The 16,419-nt window shown below is 59.8% G+C and carries 13 protein-coding genes; 5 read left to right on the top strand and 8 right to left on the bottom strand.

Translation table 11 applies throughout. From position 1 onward, the window contains the following. Positions 1-509: 509 nt before the first annotated feature. A complete protein-coding gene (locus ACA057_RS29310) occupies positions 510-920 on the top strand; it encodes a hypothetical protein (RefSeq protein ID WP_497344352.1) in 411 nt (136 codons plus the stop codon). An 80-nt stretch (positions 921-1,000) separates the two neighbouring features. On the opposite strand, the gene ACA057_RS29305 is transcribed toward ACA057_RS29310, so the two are convergent. Next, the gene (locus ACA057_RS29305; RefSeq protein WP_497344350.1) at positions 1,001-1,669 is read right to left on the bottom strand and encodes a polysaccharide lyase family 7 protein; all 669 of its coding nucleotides are present in this window, start codon (positions 1,667-1,669) and stop codon (positions 1,001-1,003) included. Between the two features lie 324 nt (positions 1,670-1,993). Between ACA057_RS29305 and ACA057_RS29300 the strand changes: the two genes are divergently transcribed. From ACA057_RS29300 to ACA057_RS29290, 3 genes are read left to right on the top strand one after another with little or no spacing between them, the layout of a single operon-like run. Next, on the top strand, positions 1,994-4,117 hold the full coding sequence (locus tag ACA057_RS29300) for a putative bifunctional diguanylate cyclase/phosphodiesterase (RefSeq protein WP_497344348.1): 2,124 nt from the start codon (positions 1,994-1,996) through the stop codon (positions 4,115-4,117). A 46-nt stretch (positions 4,118-4,163) separates the two neighbouring features. Continuing rightward, a complete protein-coding gene (locus tag ACA057_RS29295) occupies positions 4,164-4,655 on the top strand; it encodes a M48 metallopeptidase family protein (RefSeq protein WP_497344346.1) in 492 nt (163 codons plus the stop codon). Positions 4,656-4,674: 19 nt separating this feature from the next. Next, complete coding sequence (locus ACA057_RS29290; protein ID WP_008033286.1) at positions 4,675-4,971, top strand: winged helix-turn-helix domain-containing protein; 297 nt, start codon at positions 4,675-4,677, stop codon at positions 4,969-4,971. A gap of 122 nt (positions 4,972-5,093) precedes the next feature. Here the strand turns inward: ACA057_RS29290 and ACA057_RS29285 are convergent, their stop codons facing one another. Beyond that, positions 5,094-5,546: a GNAT family N-acetyltransferase gene (locus tag ACA057_RS29285; protein ID WP_497344343.1), complete on the bottom strand. Its 453-nt coding sequence runs from the start codon at positions 5,544-5,546 to the stop codon at positions 5,094-5,096. 257 nt (positions 5,547-5,803) lie between these two features. Here ACA057_RS29285 and ACA057_RS29280 point away from each other — a divergent pair, with 257 nt between their 5' ends. Then, positions 5,804-6,541 carry a substrate-binding periplasmic protein gene (locus ACA057_RS29280; protein ID WP_497344341.1) on the top strand — a complete coding sequence of 246 codons (738 nt, stop codon included), beginning with the start codon at positions 5,804-5,806 and terminating at the stop codon, positions 6,539-6,541. Between the two features lie 63 nt (positions 6,542-6,604). On the opposite strand, the gene yccS is transcribed toward ACA057_RS29280, so the two are convergent. The 6 genes from yccS to ACA057_RS29250 all read right to left on the bottom strand — a co-directional run bounded on the left by yccS (position 6,605) and on the right by ACA057_RS29250 (position 16,263). After that, complete coding sequence (yccS, locus tag ACA057_RS29275; RefSeq protein WP_497344339.1) at positions 6,605-8,788, bottom strand: YccS family putative transporter; 2,184 nt, start codon at positions 8,786-8,788, stop codon at positions 6,605-6,607. A gap of 263 nt (positions 8,789-9,051) precedes the next feature. Continuing rightward, the gene (locus ACA057_RS29270) at positions 9,052-10,230 is read right to left on the bottom strand and encodes a BaiN/RdsA family NAD(P)/FAD-dependent oxidoreductase (RefSeq protein ID WP_497344337.1); all 1,179 of its coding nucleotides are present in this window, start codon (positions 10,228-10,230) and stop codon (positions 9,052-9,054) included. A gap of 141 nt (positions 10,231-10,371) precedes the next feature. Next, a complete protein-coding gene (dbpA, locus tag ACA057_RS29265; RefSeq protein ID WP_497344335.1) occupies positions 10,372-11,757 on the bottom strand; it encodes an ATP-dependent RNA helicase DbpA in 1,386 nt (461 codons plus the stop codon). A gap of 185 nt (positions 11,758-11,942) precedes the next feature. Further along, a complete protein-coding gene (mdtD, locus tag ACA057_RS29260; protein ID WP_497344333.1) occupies positions 11,943-13,370 on the bottom strand; it encodes a multidrug transporter subunit MdtD in 1,428 nt (475 codons plus the stop codon). Between the two features lie 113 nt (positions 13,371-13,483). Next, positions 13,484-14,821, bottom strand: coding sequence for a TldD/PmbA family protein (locus ACA057_RS29255; protein WP_497344331.1), 1,338 nt, complete (start codon positions 14,819-14,821; stop codon positions 13,484-13,486). After that, complete coding sequence (locus tag ACA057_RS29250; RefSeq protein ID WP_497344329.1) at positions 14,821-16,263, bottom strand: TldD/PmbA family protein; 1,443 nt, start codon at positions 16,261-16,263, stop codon at positions 14,821-14,823. The genes ACA057_RS29255 and ACA057_RS29250 overlap by 1 nt, the downstream gene beginning before the upstream one ends. Positions 16,264-16,419: the final 156 nt, after the last annotated feature.

The following is a 16,419-nucleotide window of genomic DNA, read 5'->3' as shown; positions in this document are numbered from 1 at the left end:
AGCCCTATATTTGTGCCATTAAAATGCTGCATCTAATTGTTGTTCCGGGTGTGGGTAGGTGCTCTACGTTGCCCGAGAACTTTAGATATCTGATGAACGTCTCTACTTCGCCATGCGTAAAACCAAGGCCGTCGGTTGGGGAACCGTAGCAAGGATTTTTTGGGTCGAGATCTAGTTCGCGCAGGGTGCCCATAATGGCTGCGTTTTTTGTGTTATGAGTTTGTTTGGTTTTTTCAAACAGTCGCTTAATGATATTGAGTTTGGCCCTGTGTTGAGCTCGATCGTAGTATCCCAATTGCTTTTATCTTCAAAGGCCGACCTCTTGCTCGCTGGGTTTTTACATGTGTACGGCGAGAACTTTCATAAGCGACTGTAGGAATGATTACTGATTGATGAGGTTTTTTTATATACGTGATTTTTGTCTTTGACAGGGTTGGGTTCTTTGCGCTAGATAGTTTGATCACTGGTCGGAGTGCCAGCGATTTAATTATCCAAGGATGAGGTTTTTTATGTGTTCTCGTAAAAATTTAAAGCAATTGATTTTTTATGTTCTTCAATCATGTTTTTTCGTTGCTATTACAGCCAATGCTGCAGACGGTGTTTTTACCGCGTCGATTGATAGCAAGGGTAACGTTATGGCGCAGTCCCCTAAGTGGATAAGCAACGTGAAGCACTACCCGCAACCAGGATTTTTTTCTGATTACGAAATAGTGCTTGAGGCAGGAGTGTTTGAACGTACTCCAGGGTTCTGTGCCGTATCTGTAACGGATCGGAGTTCTTACGATGATATTTTTTCTGCTCATGCCAAATTGGCCGGAACACCGACGCGTAGTACTGTAAAAGTTACGACTCAGTTAATAGGGGCTTCTGCGAAGGGGGCGGACACTTCAAAGAGTTTCATGCTGATGTGTGTTCGTTAGAAGAGCGTGATGTTTGAAGCGGTCTTTGTTGCGAGGGGCTTGTTCCCTCGCAACACAGTTTGCGGTCAGTGAGCGCGGAGCTATTTATCGTGATCAATATCCAGTTTGCTGAATGTTACTTTCCCGCCTTCGCTCGTATACCCGGTGTGGTCCTGCACATACACGCCGGCCTTGAAGTACAGCGGCTTGTCGCGCCAGGTCTTGCTGATGTCGGTGTCCCACTGGTAACCCGCCGCGCTGATACCCAGCGCACCGCCAGGGCTGAGGTGGATGAGGTAGTTGAATTGCTGATCCAGTTTCACCCCGGTGGCGATGGTGATGACCCGCCCTTCGCCGTCATCCGGGTGCATGCGCACCTTGGCGACGATGTTGCCGGAGGAGCTGCTGGTTTTGTATTGATACTCGAGCTTCACCAAAGGCTTCTGGCTTTGATAGGCGTGAATCTGGCCGATGACGATCTTGCCCGAACTCGGTACCTGGTTCACTGCCAGGGTGGCCCGCAGGGAGTTATCAGCCTCCGGGTACAGCCAATTGCGCAGGGTGCCGTTGCTGTAGGTTTCGCGAAGTTCGGTGCGGGGGTACTTGGCGTTTTCAGTTTTAGAGCCGGTGACCGGGGACCAGAAGAACAGGGTGCCGGTGTCGGAGTGGAAGTATTGATCCTTGAAGCCTTTCACCAGTTTTGGAGTGTCAACGGTGTACGGCGGATTGCCGACAGGAACACTCAGGTTCCAGGTTGCGAGATCGATCATAGTCAAAAGCTTCCACGTTTTTTTTTGCTGCACGCCCGTGCCAGAAGCTCTAGCACGTGCCTTGGAGGGCGGTCTTTATAAGCGTAGAAGCCGTCTTTGTTAATCCCCGTCCGGCAGATCGCTGGCGTCAACATCCTGTCGAAATGCCATCTTTCCCGGTTTTAGAGGGCTGTAGGACCGACCGTTAGTCGGCAAATGGACGCTTTGGTTAAATGATGGCTTACTGATAGCTTCTGCTTTCACAGAACCCGGTCTAGAGTGAACGTTAGTATTTGTCCGGTTTTCACGAGAAACCGGCCTGCCGCCCCGAACAAGAGAAGCAGCATGGAATGCGCGCAACCCACGCCAGCTGAAGGCAGCTCGATCCTGTTAATTGTCGACGATTACCCGGAAAACCTGACCAGCATGCGCGCGTTGTTGCAGCGCCAGGACTGGCAGGTCTTGACCGCAGGCTCGGGTTTCGAAGCGCTTAGTCTGTTACTCGAACACGATGTCGACCTGGTGCTGCTGGATGTGCAGATGCCGGGCATGGACGGATTCGAAGTGGCACGCCTGATGCGCGGCAGTCAGCGGACCCGCCTCACGCCGATCATTTTTCTCACCGCCAACGAACAGTCCCAGGCCGCCGTGATCAAGGGCTATGCCAGTGGCGCGGTGGATTACCTGTTCAAACCGTTCGACCCGCAAATTCTCAAGCCCAAAGTGCAGGCGTTGCTCGAGCATCAGCGCAATCGCCGTGCGTTGCAGCGCCTGAGCCACGATCTTGAGGTCGCGCGCGCGTTTAACGCCTCGGTGCTGGATAACGCGGCCGAAGGCATCCTGGTGGTCAACGAGGGCGGCCTGATCCGCTTTGCCAATCCGGCGATGTCGCGGCTGCTCAATGCCACGGTGCAAGACCTGCAAGGCAAGGAATTCCTGGATTTCCTGCAAAAGCCGCACATCCCGGTCTGGGCCGATTCCGAGCTGTTAGCCGGTTACAAACGCGGTGAAACCCTGCGCCTGCACGACGCCTTGCTGCGTACGGCGCCCGGCCAGCAGGTGCCGGTGGCCCTGTCGTGCGCGCCGTTGCCCGCTGAACAACATGCCATGGTGGTGACGGTGCTGGACATGTCAGTGGTGCGCCATCTGCACCAGCAACTGGAGTTCCAGGCCGTCACCGATCCGTTGACCGGGCTGCTCAACCGCCGGGGGTTCTACCAGACCGCGGAAAATCTGCTGCTGCGCGGCGATCGCTCTGACAGCGCCTGGGTGTTGCTGTACCTCGACCTCGATGGCTTCAAACGGGTCAATGATTCCCTCGGTCACGATGCCGGTGACCGGGTGCTGCGCTGGGTGTCCGAGCAGTTGAAGGCGTGCCTGCGGCCCTTCGACATTCTGGCGCGTATCGGCGGCGACGAGTTCACGGCGCTGCTGGATCTGGAGTTTCCCGAGCAGGCGGCAAAGATTGCCGAGAAGCTGATTGAGCGGGTGTCGATCTGTCAGCAGATCGATGGGCTGGATATCGCCCTGGGTGCCAGCATCGGCATCGCCACGTACCCGGATTGCGGCTCCAATCTCGACGGTTTGCTGCGGGCGTCAGACATTGCCATGTACGAAGCCAAGCGCGCCGGGCGTCAACAGTATCGCTTCTATGATCACGAAATGAACGGCCGGGCGCGCTCGCGGCTGATGCTCGAAGACAGCGTGCGCACGGCCATCGAGAACCGTGATTTCAGTCTGGTGTATCAGCCGCAGGTGGCGATTGCCGGTGGGCAGATTCGCGGGTTCGAAGCGTTGCTGCGCTGGCAGCATCCGAGCGTTGGCGATGTGCCGCCGGGGCTGTTTTTGCCGCTGCTGGAAGAGGCGCGGTTGATCAGTCGTCTGGGCAGCTGGATTTACCATCGCGGCGCCGAGCAACGCAAAGCCTGGGAAACCCTGTTTGCCGAGGATTTGGTGCTGGGCGTCAGTTTGAGCAGTACGCAATTCGGCATGCCCAACCTGGTCACCGAGTTGCGCCAGGTGCTGGAGCGTCATGGGTTGCAAGCGCGTTACCTGGAGGTCGAGGTCACAGAAGAGGCCTTGATGCAAAACCCTGAGGAAACCCGCAAACAGTTGCGTCTGCTGCGTAACCTCGGTGTGCGAGTGGCCCTGGATGACTTCGGTTCCGGGCCGTGCTCGCTGTCTCATCTGCGGGACCTGGAGCTGGACACGCTCAAGTTCGATCGGCATTTGATCGCCCGACTGCCGGAGTCTTCACGGGATGCGGCGCTGGTGCGCAATGTGATTGACCTGTGCAAACAGTACGGGATGCTGGTGATTGCCGAAGGGGTGGAAACCGTTGCGCAATACCAGTGGCTGCAAGCCAATGGCTGTGAGTATGTGCAGGGATATCTGGTGTCACGGCCGATGATGGCCGAGGACACGGGCGACTTTGTGCGGTCATTCGACTGGAGCGCGCTGGTCGGCTGAATTCGCTACACTGGCGACCTTTTCGTGACTCGTGTTGCCGCCACTAATGACCGCGTTGAAATACCTCCAGGCTTATCCCGCTACGTTGCAGGACCAGGTGCGCCAGCTGATCGCCGAGGGTCGGCTGGGCGACTACCTGAGCCAGCGTTACCCGGAAAAACACGGCGTGCAAAGCGACAAGGCGTTGTACATCTATGCGCTGGACCTCAAGCAGGAATACCTGCGCAATGCCCCGGCCATCGACAAAGTGTTGTTCGACAACCGCCTGGACCTGACCCATCGCGCCCTCGGCCTGCACACCACGATTTCCCGGGTGCAGGGTGGCAAGCTCAAGTCCAAGAAAGAAATCCGCGTGGCCTCGCTGTTCAAGGAAGCGCCGTCGGAATTTCTGAAAATGATCGTGGTGCATGAGCTGGCGCACTTCAAAGAGTCGGATCACAACAAAGCGTTCTACAAGCTGTGCGAGCACATGTTGCCGGGGTATCACCAGGTCGAGTTCGACCTGCGGGTGTACCTGACGTGGCGGGACATGCAATAGAAGATCCGGGAGCGTTTAGATGGACGTAAGCAAGACCAAAAGCAGCTTCTACCGTCGGTTGTACGTGGCGTACCTGATCGACAGCGGGCTGGCCAGCAGCGTCCCGGCGTTGACCGACGTTACGGGGATGCCCCGGCGTACGGCCCAGGACACCATCGCCGCGTTGGCGGATCTGGATATTGTGTGCGAGTTCGAGCAGGAAGAAGGTGCGCGCAATCATGCCGGGCGCTATCGGATTCGCGAGTGGGGGGCGATTGATCGGGGGTGGATCGAGCGCAATTTGCGGCAGATCAAAGCGGTGCTGGAATATCCCTGATTCCTGCGGTGACTTGGCTGACGCCATCGCGGGCAAGCCCGCTCCCACAGGTTGCGGGGTGGATTGCAAATGTGTGATTCACACGCAATCACTGTGGGAGCGGGCTTGCTCGCGAAGGGCCCTCAGGAACGACGCATTCCTATGTGCGGAATGTCATCCTCAAGAAACTCCTCACCCACCACGACAAACCCATACCGCCCGTAATACCCCTGCAAATGCGCCTGGGCCGAAAGATAGATCGGTACATCGGGCCAGCGTTTTTCCGCCTGTTTCAACGCCTGCGCCATCAACTCATGACCCAGCCCGGTGCCGCGTGCCTGAGGGGCAATGATCACCCGCCCGATCACCACGTCGCCGCCCTGCAGCTCGGGGTCGAGCAACCGCAGGTACGCCACTAGCCGATCCCCGTCCCAGGCCATCAGATGGCAGGTGTCACCTTCCAGGTCCTGGCCATCGATGTCCTGATACACGCATTTCTGCTCGACGACGAACACTTCCGCCCGTAATTGCAGAAGAACATACAGCTGCTCTTTGCCCAGATCGCTGTGGTGTTTGCAGACCCATTCGATTGTCATCTTCAGATTCCTTGAACAACGTCGCTCCGATACTAAGCGCCCAGCTGAAAGATGTCTTTATGGCAAAGAAATCTGTGACAAAGGCCAAAATGCCATCATTCATTTCTCGCGGCGTTGTCTTCTTTGTGTAATCTTCGATCACGCGCTTTGCAGTGGCTTCAATGAGCTAAGGTTAGACCGGAGTTTCGCCGGTTCGGGGGCCTTGGAGTTTAGGCTGAAAACACGCCGGGCAGCCCGCCCGCTAAGGATTTTCTAGCATGCCGCGATTGCATCGAGCCTGTGCTTTGATTGGATTGCTGTTGCTGACTCAAAGCGCGGCAGCTGAAAAGCTGCGGCTGGTGGCCGACGCCTGGCCACCCTTCACCGACGCCACGCTGGTCAATGGTGGGTTGGCGACGGACATCGTCAGCACGGCGCTGGCCCGGGCCGGCTATGCCAGTGATTTTGAACAAGTGCCCTGGGCGCGGGCACTGCTGGGCGTGGGCGAGGGGCGTTACGACGTGTTGGTCAACGCCTGGTACACCGACGAGCGCACCAAACTGGGCCAGTACTCCGGCGAATACCTGCTCAACCGCGTGCGCTTTCTCAAGCGCAAAGACGCACCGATCGAATACAACAACCTGCAGCAACTGCACACCTACCCGATCGCGGTGGTGCGCGGTTATGCCTATTCGCCGGAGTTCGATGAAGACGTCTCGCTGCAGAAAGTCCCTGTGCACAGCTTCGCGATGGCTGTGCGGATGGTCGCCGCGGATCGGGTCAAGCTGACGCTGGAAGACGAGTACGTCGCGCGTTATTACCTGGCCCGGGAGTCATCCGCGGTGCGCAATGCCGTGGAGTTCCTGCCCAAGGCGCTGAGCGAAAACAGCCTGCATATTCTGGTCAGCCTGAAGAACCCGAAGCATGAACAGATCGTCGCCGGTTTCGATCGTGAAATCGCGGCGATGAAGGTGGACGGCAGTTATGACCGGTTGATGAGGCAGCATGGGATGTGAGGTGTGGCTGATGGCCTCTTCGCGAGCAAGCCCGCGAAGAGGCCGTCCTAGCCACCTTAGATCTCAATCCTCACTCGTATCCTTGATCAAATGCGCGGCCAACGTGCGCAACGGCCCCAACTGCCGACAGATCAACCCCAACTGCGTCTGCACCAACCGCTGCCCTTCATCGATTTCATCCGGCATCTGCTCAAGCGAATTGGCCAGCGCCTCCTCCTCATCGCTTTGAATCGCAATCGGCAATTTGCTCGCCAACCCTTGGGCGATTTCGTCGATGCTGGCCGCCAGTCTCACCCCGGCACCGTCGATCAGCGACTCACGCACGTCCGGCGGAAGTTGGGTTTCCCGGTGCGCGCCCAGCCCTGACAAGTAACTGAGCAAAGTGTGCGACAGCACCAAAAAGCGGAAACCGACATCCGCTTCCTTACGGAAATGCCCAGGCTCCATCAGCATGTTGGCCAGCGTCGTCGACAGCGCCGCATCGGCGTTGTGCGCATTACGGCGGGCCAGGCGATACGCCAGGTCGTCGCTTTTGCCGGCGGCGTATTGCTGCATGATCTGGCGCAGGTAAATGCTGTTGCAGGTCAGGGTGTTGGCCAGCACTTTGTTCAGGCGTCGGCCCTGCCAGTCCGGCAGGAACAGGAACACCGCGAGGCCGGCGATCAAGCTGCCGAGCAGCGTATCGAACAGGCGTGGCAGGAACAGTCCGTAACCGTCGCCCACCTGGTTGAAGCAGAACAGCACCATCAGGGTGATCGCGGCAGTCGCCAACGTGTAGCGGGTGGTGCGGTTGATAAAGAACACCACCCCGGCCGCGATCGCGAAACACGACTGGACCAAGGGATTGGGGAACAGGTCAAACAGCGCCCAGGCCACGGTCAGGCCGATGGCGGTGCCGATGATCCGCTGGCCGAGTTTGCGCCGGGTGGCGCCGTAATTCGGCTGGCAGACAAACAGCGTGGTGAGAATGATCCAGTAGCCCTGGGACGGGTGGATCAAATGCACCATCGCGTAGCCGATGCTCAACGCCAGGGGCAAACGCAGGGCGTGGCGGAACAGCAGCGAGGTCGGCGTCAGCTGCGTGCGCACACGAATCCAGACATCCTTGAGGCTGCGTGGCGAACGGTCGAGCAGGCTGCTGTCGGTGGCGTCGGCGAGGGCGTCAGGGTTGCTGGCGTCGCTGAGCAAGCGATCGAGTGTGCCGAGGTTGGCCGCCAATGCACGCAACGAACGCAGCAAGCCGCGCCAGGCCGGGTTGCTCTGAATACGCAGGTGTTCGAGTGAGGCGTGCAAATCGCTGAGGGCTTCGGCGAAGCTCGCGTCATAGACGAACGGCTGACGCATCTGGATCGACTCGGCCAACGCTCGGCAGGCCTTGCCTTGCTGGCGCAACAGGCGCTGACAGCGGAACATCACGTCGCTGTGGAAGAACGCATCGGCCAGGGCGTTGTAAGGGTAGTGCGAGGAACTGGCGCGCTCGTGGATGTCCTGGGCCAGGAAGTACAGCTTGAGGTAACGGCTGACTTTCGAGCCCGGCCGACCGTTACCGACCCGGTGCAGGATGATTTCCTTGGCGACGTTCAGGGCCGCCACGACTCGACCGTTCTGCTGGGCCAGTTCGAGACGACGCGCTTCCACGTCCATCTGCCGGATCGGCTCGAACAGTGACGATTTCAGCTTCAGGTAAAACCCCAGTTCACGGAACAACCGCGCCAGGCTCTGCTGCACCGGCTGGTTGGAAAACAGCGCCTGCCACAACACCGAGAGCAAGCCGTACCAGGTGGCGCCGGCCACCAGCAGCACCGGCTCGTGCCAGAAATCGGTGACCGCGCCGCCGCGCTGGTCCACGCCGATCATGGTGTAGACCGACAGAATCAACGTCGCCGAGGCAATTGCGCCATAGCGTTCGCCGAGGGCGCCGAGCATGGTCAGGCAGAAGGCGGCCAGGGCGAAGGCGATGATGAACAGAACAGGGTAGGGGAACAGCAATTCGACCGACAGCGCGGCGACCATGAAGCACACCAGCGTGACCGCCAGTGCGTTGAGGCGGCCTTGCCAACTGTCGTCGGTCTCGGCCAGGGCGCTGGCGATAATCCCGAGGAACAGCGGGATCAGCAGCCCCATTTCATCCTGATACCAACACAGCGCCATGCTGCCGGTCAGGGCGATGAACACCCGCACGCTGTAGCTGAATTTATCCAACGCCCAGAGGCGGCGCAGAGACTGACTGAATGAGGTCGATGACATGAAGTGCGAAGGCCTTCCGAGGCAATGCCGCTAAATTGAGCCAGTAATGACGTCGACGCAATGGCGCCGATCACATCTGACAGCAAAATCTGTTCCTTTGAGCTTTTGTGCCGAACTCAATTTCCAGGGTCGGCAAAAAAACCTGTGGGAGCTGGCCTGCCAGCGATGAGGTCGGTACATCCAACATCATCGTTGAATGTCGAACCGCCATCGCTGGCAGGCCAGCTCCCACAGGGATTGCATTTCATATTGAACAATCTTGGTCAGACGTATTGCGCAGCCGCGTAACCCGAGGCCCAGGCCCACTGGAAATTGAAGCCGCCCAGATGCCCGGTCACATCGAGCACTTCGCCGATGAAGTACAGGCCGGGGCTTTTCAGCGATTCCATGGTCTTGGACGAGACTTCGTGGGTATCAACGCCACCCAGGGTCACTTCGGCGGTGCGATAGCCTTCGGTGCCGGCCGGCACGACTTTCCAGCTCGCCAGTTTTTCGGCAACGTCCGCCAGTTCCGCGTGGGTGTACTGCTTCATCGGTTTGGAAACGAACCAGTTATCCGCCAGCAGATTGGCCATCTTCTTGGTGAAGATTTCGCCGAGCAGGGTTTTCAGCTCACTGTTGGGGCGTTCTGCCTGCTGCTGTTGCAGCCAGCTCGGCACGTCGTGGTCCGGCATCAGGTTGATTTCGACCGTGTCGCCGGATTCCCAGAACGAAGAAATCTGCAAAATCGCCGGACCACTGAGGCCGCGGTGAGTGAACAGGATGTTCTCGCGGAAACTCTGCTCGTTGCAGCTCACCAGGCAATCCACCGAGGTGCCCGACAGCTCGGTGCAAAGCTCCTTGAGCTGATCGGTGATGGTGAACGGCACAAGTCCGGCGCGGGTCGGCAGCAAGTCGTGGCCGAACTGCTTGGCCACCTGATAGCCGAAACCGGTCGCACCCAGGGTCGGGATCGACAGGCCGCCGGTAGCGATCACCAGGGATTCGCAGGTGATCTGGCCGAGCGTGGTGTCCAGCAGGTAACCGCTTTCGAGCTTTTCGATGGTTTGGATCGAGGTGTCCAGGTGCAGGCTGACGCCGACCTGATCGCACTCGTTGAGCAGCATCTCGAGGATGTCGCTGGATTTGTTATCGCAGAACAACTGGCCGAGTTTTTTCTCGTGGTACGGCACGCCGTGCTTGGCGACCATGCCGATGAAATCCCACTGGGTGTAGCGCGCCAGTGCGGATTTGCAGAAGTGTTCGTTCTGCGAGAGAAAATTGCCCGGTTCGGTGTACATGTTGGTGAAATTGCAGCGGCCACCGCCCGACATCAGGATTTTCTTGCCGGCCTTGTTGGCGTGGTCGAGCAACATCACCTTGCGCCCGCGCCCGGCGGCGGTCAGCGCACACATCAACCCGGCGGCGCCAGCGCCAATGATCACGACTTCGGTAGAGCGCAAAACGGTGTCCTCTTGATGTCTCACCACAAAACAAATGTGGGAGCGGGCTTGCCCGCGATGGCGAACTGACAGACAACATGATGTTGAATGTGCTGGCCTCATCGCGGGCAAGCCCGCTCCCACAGGGGATGTGCGCGGTTCCTACAGGATACGTACGCGCAGCGAGCGGCCTTTGATCTTGCCGTCGTTCAGGCGCTGCAAGGCCTGCTTGGCGATGCCGCGTTCCACGGCCACATACGCCTGGAAATCGAAGATTGCGATCTTGCCGACCTGCGCGCCCGGAATACCGGCGTCGCCGGTCAGTGCGCCCAGAATGTCGCCCGGACGCACCTTGTCTTTACGGCCAGCGCCGATGCACAACGTGCTCATGGCCGGCAGCAGCGGAGCTCCGCCCTTGGACGTGAGGTTGTCCACCAGATCCCAGTTCAACGGCGACTTCTGCAGTAGCTCGATGGCTTGGGCGCGGTGCGCTTCGGACGGCGCGACCAGGCTGATGGCGATGCCTTTCTCACCGGCGCGGCCGGTACGGCCCACACGGTGAATGTGGATTTCCGAGTCACGGGCCAGTTCGACGTTGATCACCATGTCCAGCGCATCGATGTCCAGACCGCGAGCGGCGACGTCGGTGGCGACCAGTACCGAGGTACTGCGATTGGAGAACATGGCCAGCACTTGATCGCGATCACGCTGTTCCAGATCGCCATGCAGGCCGACGGCAGAGATGCCTTTGGACGTCAGGTGATCGACGGTTTCCTGAACCTGCTGCTTGGTGAAGCAGAACGCCACGCAGGAGGCAGGGCGGAAGTGGCCAAGCACCTTGGTCACAGCGCTCATGCGGTCATCCGGGGAGATTTCGTAGAAACGCTGCTCGATCTGCGTGTCGTCATGGAACGCCTCGGCTTTCACGATCTGAGGGTTGCGCATGAACTTGGCCGCCAGTTGCTTGATGCCCGACGGGTACGTGGCGGAGAACAGCAGGGTCTGGCGACGTTCCGGCGTCTGGGCGATGATTTCTTCGATCGAGTCGTAGAAACCCATGTCGAGCATGCGGTCCGCTTCGTCGAGGATCAGTGTGTTCAGGCCATGGAGCACCAGCGAACCTTTGCGCAAATGCTGCTGAATACGGCCCGGGGTGCCGACGATGATGTGCGCGCCGTGCTCCAGGGAGCCGATCTGTGGGCCGAAGGACACGCCGCCGCACAAGGTCAGGATCTTGATGTTGTCTTCGGCGCGGGCCAGACGACGCAGTTCCTTGGCGACCTGGTCCGCGAGTTCGCGAGTCGGGCAAATGACCAGCGCCTGGCAACCGAAGAAGCGCGGATTGATCGGGTTCAGCAGGCCGATACCGAAGGCGGCGGTCTTGCCGCTGCCGGTCTTGGCTTGCGCGATCAGGTCCATCCCCTTGAGGATCACCGGCAAGCTTTGCGCCTGGATCGGCGTCATCTGGGCATAACCGAGGGAGTCGAGGTTAGCCAGCATGGCGGCGGACAGCGGCAAAGTATTAAAAGCGGTGGCGATGGTGGTCACGGGACTGGCCTGCAAAACAAAATGTCGCGCAGTGTATCAGTCCCACGCACTCCACCTGCAAATTCTAGACGAGTAGCCCTGTAGCAGCTGCCGAGGCACGAGGCTGCGTTGGGTTGCGAAGCGGCCCCCGAAGGGCGGTCCTGCGGACACGCAACGCAGCCTCGTGCCTCGGCAGCTGCTACAGGTCAGTGTTCTATGTCGTGTTCGCGGCTGACCACTCGTCGGCCATCGTTGGGTGAAAGCTGCGAGAAGATCGTGGCAGCCAGCATCGCCATGATTCCGACCGTCACAAAGGTCAGTTGGAACGCGCCAAGAACCGTGTCAACGCCATCGTTTCCGACTTCTGCCGTGAAGCCGCCGAGCAGCGCACCGGCGCAGGCTACACCGAGGCTCAAGGACAATTGCGCGACCACCGACAGCAAACTGTTGCCGCTGCTGGCGCTGGCGTCGTCGAGGTCGATCAGGGTCACGGTGTTCATCGCGGTGAATTGCAAGGAGTTGATCGCGCCCAGAATCGATAGCATGACCAGCAGCAACCAGTACGGCGTCTGCTCGTTGACCAGGCCCATGCTCGCCAACATCAGCCCCAACGCCAAGGTGTTGCCGGTCAGCACGATGCGATAGCCCAGCCGCTCGATCAGCGGTCGCGCCACCGACTTGGCAACCATCGCCGCCGCCGCCAGTGGCAACATGCTCATCCCGGCCTGGGATGGCGAATAACCCAGGGCCACTTGCAGCAGCAACGGCACGAGGAACGGCAGGGCACCGCTGCCCAAGCGAGCGAACAGATTGCCGAGGATGCCCACGGCGAAGGTTCGGGTCTTGAACAGCGATGGCGCGAACAGCGGATTATCGATGTGCCCGGCCCGCAGCCAATAAGCCGCCAGACAGGCCATGCCACCGAACAGCAGCAACATCACGCGCAAGTGCGGCAGGTGCAATTCGCCGAGGCCTTCCATGGCAATGGTGATCAACACCATCGCCGCACCGAACAGCAAAAAGCCCAGGCTGTCGAAACGCGTACGTTCGGTGCCGCGCAGGTCGGGGATGAATTTCCACACGGCGTAGCAACCGACGGCGCCTACCGGCAGGTTGATCAGGAAGATCCAGTGCCAGGTCAGGTATTCCACCATCCAGCCGCCCATGGTCGGGCCGATCAACGGGCCGAGCAGGCCGGGAATGGTGATGAAACCCATGATCCGCACCAGTTCCGAACGCGGGTAGGCACGCAGCACCACGAGTCGCCCGACAGGCAGCATCAAGGCACCGCCGAGGCCCTGGATCACTCGGGCACCGATCAGCGTGCTCAGGGTGCTCGACAGCGCGCACAACAACGAACCGATGCTGAACAACAGAATCGCGCTGAAGAAGATTTTCTTGGTGCCGAAACGGTCGGCGATCCAGCCTGAGGCCGGGATCAGCAGCGCGACGGTGAGCATGTAGGCGATGATGACCCCTTGCATGCGCAACGGATCTTCCGCCAAGTCTCGGGCCATGGCGGGCAGGGCGGTGTTGAGGATCGTCCCGTCGAGGGACTGCATGAAGAACGCAATGGCGACGACCCACGGCACCCAGCGGGCGGTGACAGCGTCGAGAGGCGGGCGGTTGGGCATGGGACCTCATGTCAGTGTGGGTCAGGTAGTCCGTGGTGACTTCTTCGCGGGCAAGCCTCGCTCCTACAAAGGCAGCGCAAAACCTGTAGGAGCGAGGCTTGCCCGCGAAGCTTTTACAGCGTCAAAGTGAGTTGGCTGATCAGCGCCCCCGGCAACAACGCCGACGCCGTCGCTCGCTGGCTGTACGTGCTGGCCGACAGCAGCAATTCCCGCTCCTCGGTCAACGCTTCCAGCTTCGAACCAAGCAAACTGTAGGCGCTGTCATCAAAGCGCATGGTGCTCACCGGTGCCTGAATCTCGCCGTTCTCGACCCAGAACGTCGCGAACCGCGTCATGCCGGTCAGGCGCGCCGCCGGTTGGTCCGAGTAGTTCAGGTACCAGAGGTTGCTGATGTACAGTCCGGTGCCCAGTTGCTTGAGGATTTCAGCCTCGGGCAGTACGCCAGCTGCCATGTTCAGCGCGCTGGGCATTTCACCACCGCTGGCACCGTTGGCCGTCAGGCCATATTCCGCTGCACTGCGCGAGCTGACCATTTGCGCACCGGCCTTACCTTCGACGATCAACCCCAGATCACTGCGTGGATAACCTTCACCGGAAAACGCCGGGCTCAGGGAGCCGCTGACCTTTTCATCGACCGAGACCAGCGCGCTGAACGAACTGTCGCCACCGTAGAGCTTCTGCAACGGGCTGCCTTTGCTGGCGATCGATTGCGCTGAAAAACCGCCCCAGCCGAGCATGTCCATGATTTCGCCCATGGCCGCTGGTGCCAGGTAAGCGCGGTACTGACCGGGTGCCAGGGTGCGCAACGGCCGACCGAGAAACGCCAATTGCTCGCGGGCCTGCTGGAAGCGTTTGGCGAAGCCTTCGCTGTTCCAATCCTGACCGGCGTAACTGGCTTTCACCGCTTGGCCGTTTTCATGGAACAGGCTGAAGTCGAAGTTAAAGCTGTTGGCCTGATGCCAGCCGAACGCACCGGAGGAACTGGCAAAGCCACGACTGATCGGACCGGCCGCGTAGAAACCCACCAGGTCCAGTCCTTCGGCGGCCTGGGTGATTTCAGTAACGACCTGCTCGGTATCCGGCAGCGGATGTTCCTGCACGTTCTTGCTCTGCCAGTCGTTGTGATTCAGCAACAGGTACGGGTCCTGAGGCAGCAGCGGCAAGGTTTCGCGCAACTGTTGCAGCCCTTCAGCCAGACGATGAACATCGACTTCAGCCTCACCGGAGAGGGTTATTTCGAGGTCGGCATGGCGACCCTCATCGATCAGTTTGAAACCAATGCTCGCCTGCTGCACCTGCCCGGCCTGACGCACCTTGGCGTGGTTGAAACGCACGAAGGCCGACGACTCGGCGGCGTAGCTGAGGGTGAATTGTTCCGGCTCGCGAATCGCTTCGCGCAGCCAATTGACCAAGGCTTTGAACGACTCGGCCTGACTTTTCGACGTGCTCATCAGGCATCTCCCCCAAACACATCCACATGGCTGAACACACAGGCCGGCGAGGCATGGCCGACGCGGATCACCTGATTCGGTTCGCCCTTGCCGCAGTTCGGCGTGCCGAGGACCTTGAAGGTGCTGGCGCCGCCGACGGCGCTGAGGCTTTTCCAGAAGTGCGCGGAAATCGCCCGGTAATTGGGGTTTTTCACCACGCCCTTGAGTTCACCGTTTTCGATCAACTGGCCCCACTCGCAGCCGAACTGGAATTTGTTGCGCGCATCATCGATGGACCACGAGCGGTTGGTGCTCATCAAAATGCCGTTCTCGATCCCACCGATCAGTTGCTCCAGCGGTTGATCGCCGGGCTCGATGTTCAGGTTGGCCATGCGGTCGATCGGCGGGCGATTCCAGCCACAGGCACGGCTGTTGGCGACACCGTCCATGCCGGCACGGAACTGCGACAGCGCGCCGCCCAGTGGGCGCAGGAGCAAGCCTTCTTTAATCAGAAATTGCTTGCTGGCGGCCGTGCCGTCGTCGTCATGGCCGTAACTGGCGAGCTGCTCGGGGATGTCCGGGTCGAAGGTGACGTTGAGCAGTTTCGAGCCGTACTGCAGGCTGCCGAAGTCTTCTGCCTTGACGAAACTGGTGCCGGCGTAATTACGTTCATCGCCGAGGATGCGGTCGAGTTCCAGCGGGTGACCGATGGATTCGTGGATCTGCAGCATCATCTGGTCCGGCATCAGCAGCAGGTCGCGCGGGCCTTGCGGGGTGTTCGGCGCCAGCAGCAATTGCAGCGCCTGATCGGCGATTTTCGGACCGGCACCGACCAGGCCGCAGCGGCTGATCACATCGAAGCCACCTTGCTGGCCGAAGTTCTCACGGCCGAGGGTGCGGGTCTGGCTGTCGCTGCCGTCGTAGGCGGTGACTTCCAGGCTCGGGTAGACGAAACGCTGGGCCTGGCGCAGTTCGGCGCCGGCGCTGCTGAGGTAGATCTGCTCGACGTTGGTGATGCCAATGCTTACCTGCCAGTTCACCAGTCGCTCGTCCTTGGGCACGGCGGCGGATTCGGCGGCGAGCAGTTGGTAGCAGTCGCTCAGGGACGGAAAAGGCTGGTCGTGGTTCGGCGAAAAGTAGTCGGCACGGTCACTGGAAACGGCTTGCTCGCGCAGGTCCAGCAGGGCGTGGGGCTTGAGTCGACGGGCTTGCTGCTCGGCGCGGTCGAGGGCCGCTTGCAGGCCTTGCTGCGACAGGTCGTTGGTCGCGGCGTAGGCTTCGACGCCGTTGACTCGAACGGTCAGCATCGCGCCTTCGTCACGGCTCAGGCTCGGAGGTTCGGCGACATTCTTGCGCACCGACAGGTACTGACCGGACTCGCGCACATAACGCAGCGAAAAGAATTCAGCGCCCGTGCGCAAGGCAGCAAAACGCTGCTTGAGCTGGGGGTGGAAATCGAACATTCGGGAACCTCCTTGGTATGGAGTGGCGGCGTAGCGGTGTGGCGAGGGGGTGAATCGATTGCGTGGCGCTAGAGTAGGCCTGGGAGGGGGGTAGATCAAGCCTGGATCGGTGTGGGCAAAGTTTCCTGGAAGATGTGTGGTGTTTCGCCGGGCCCC

This window comes from Pseudomonas sp. LBUM1661 (genome assembly GCF_059695925.1).
The sequence above is the reverse complement of the archived record's forward strand: the minus strand, read 5'-3'. Positions and strand labels throughout refer to the sequence as shown.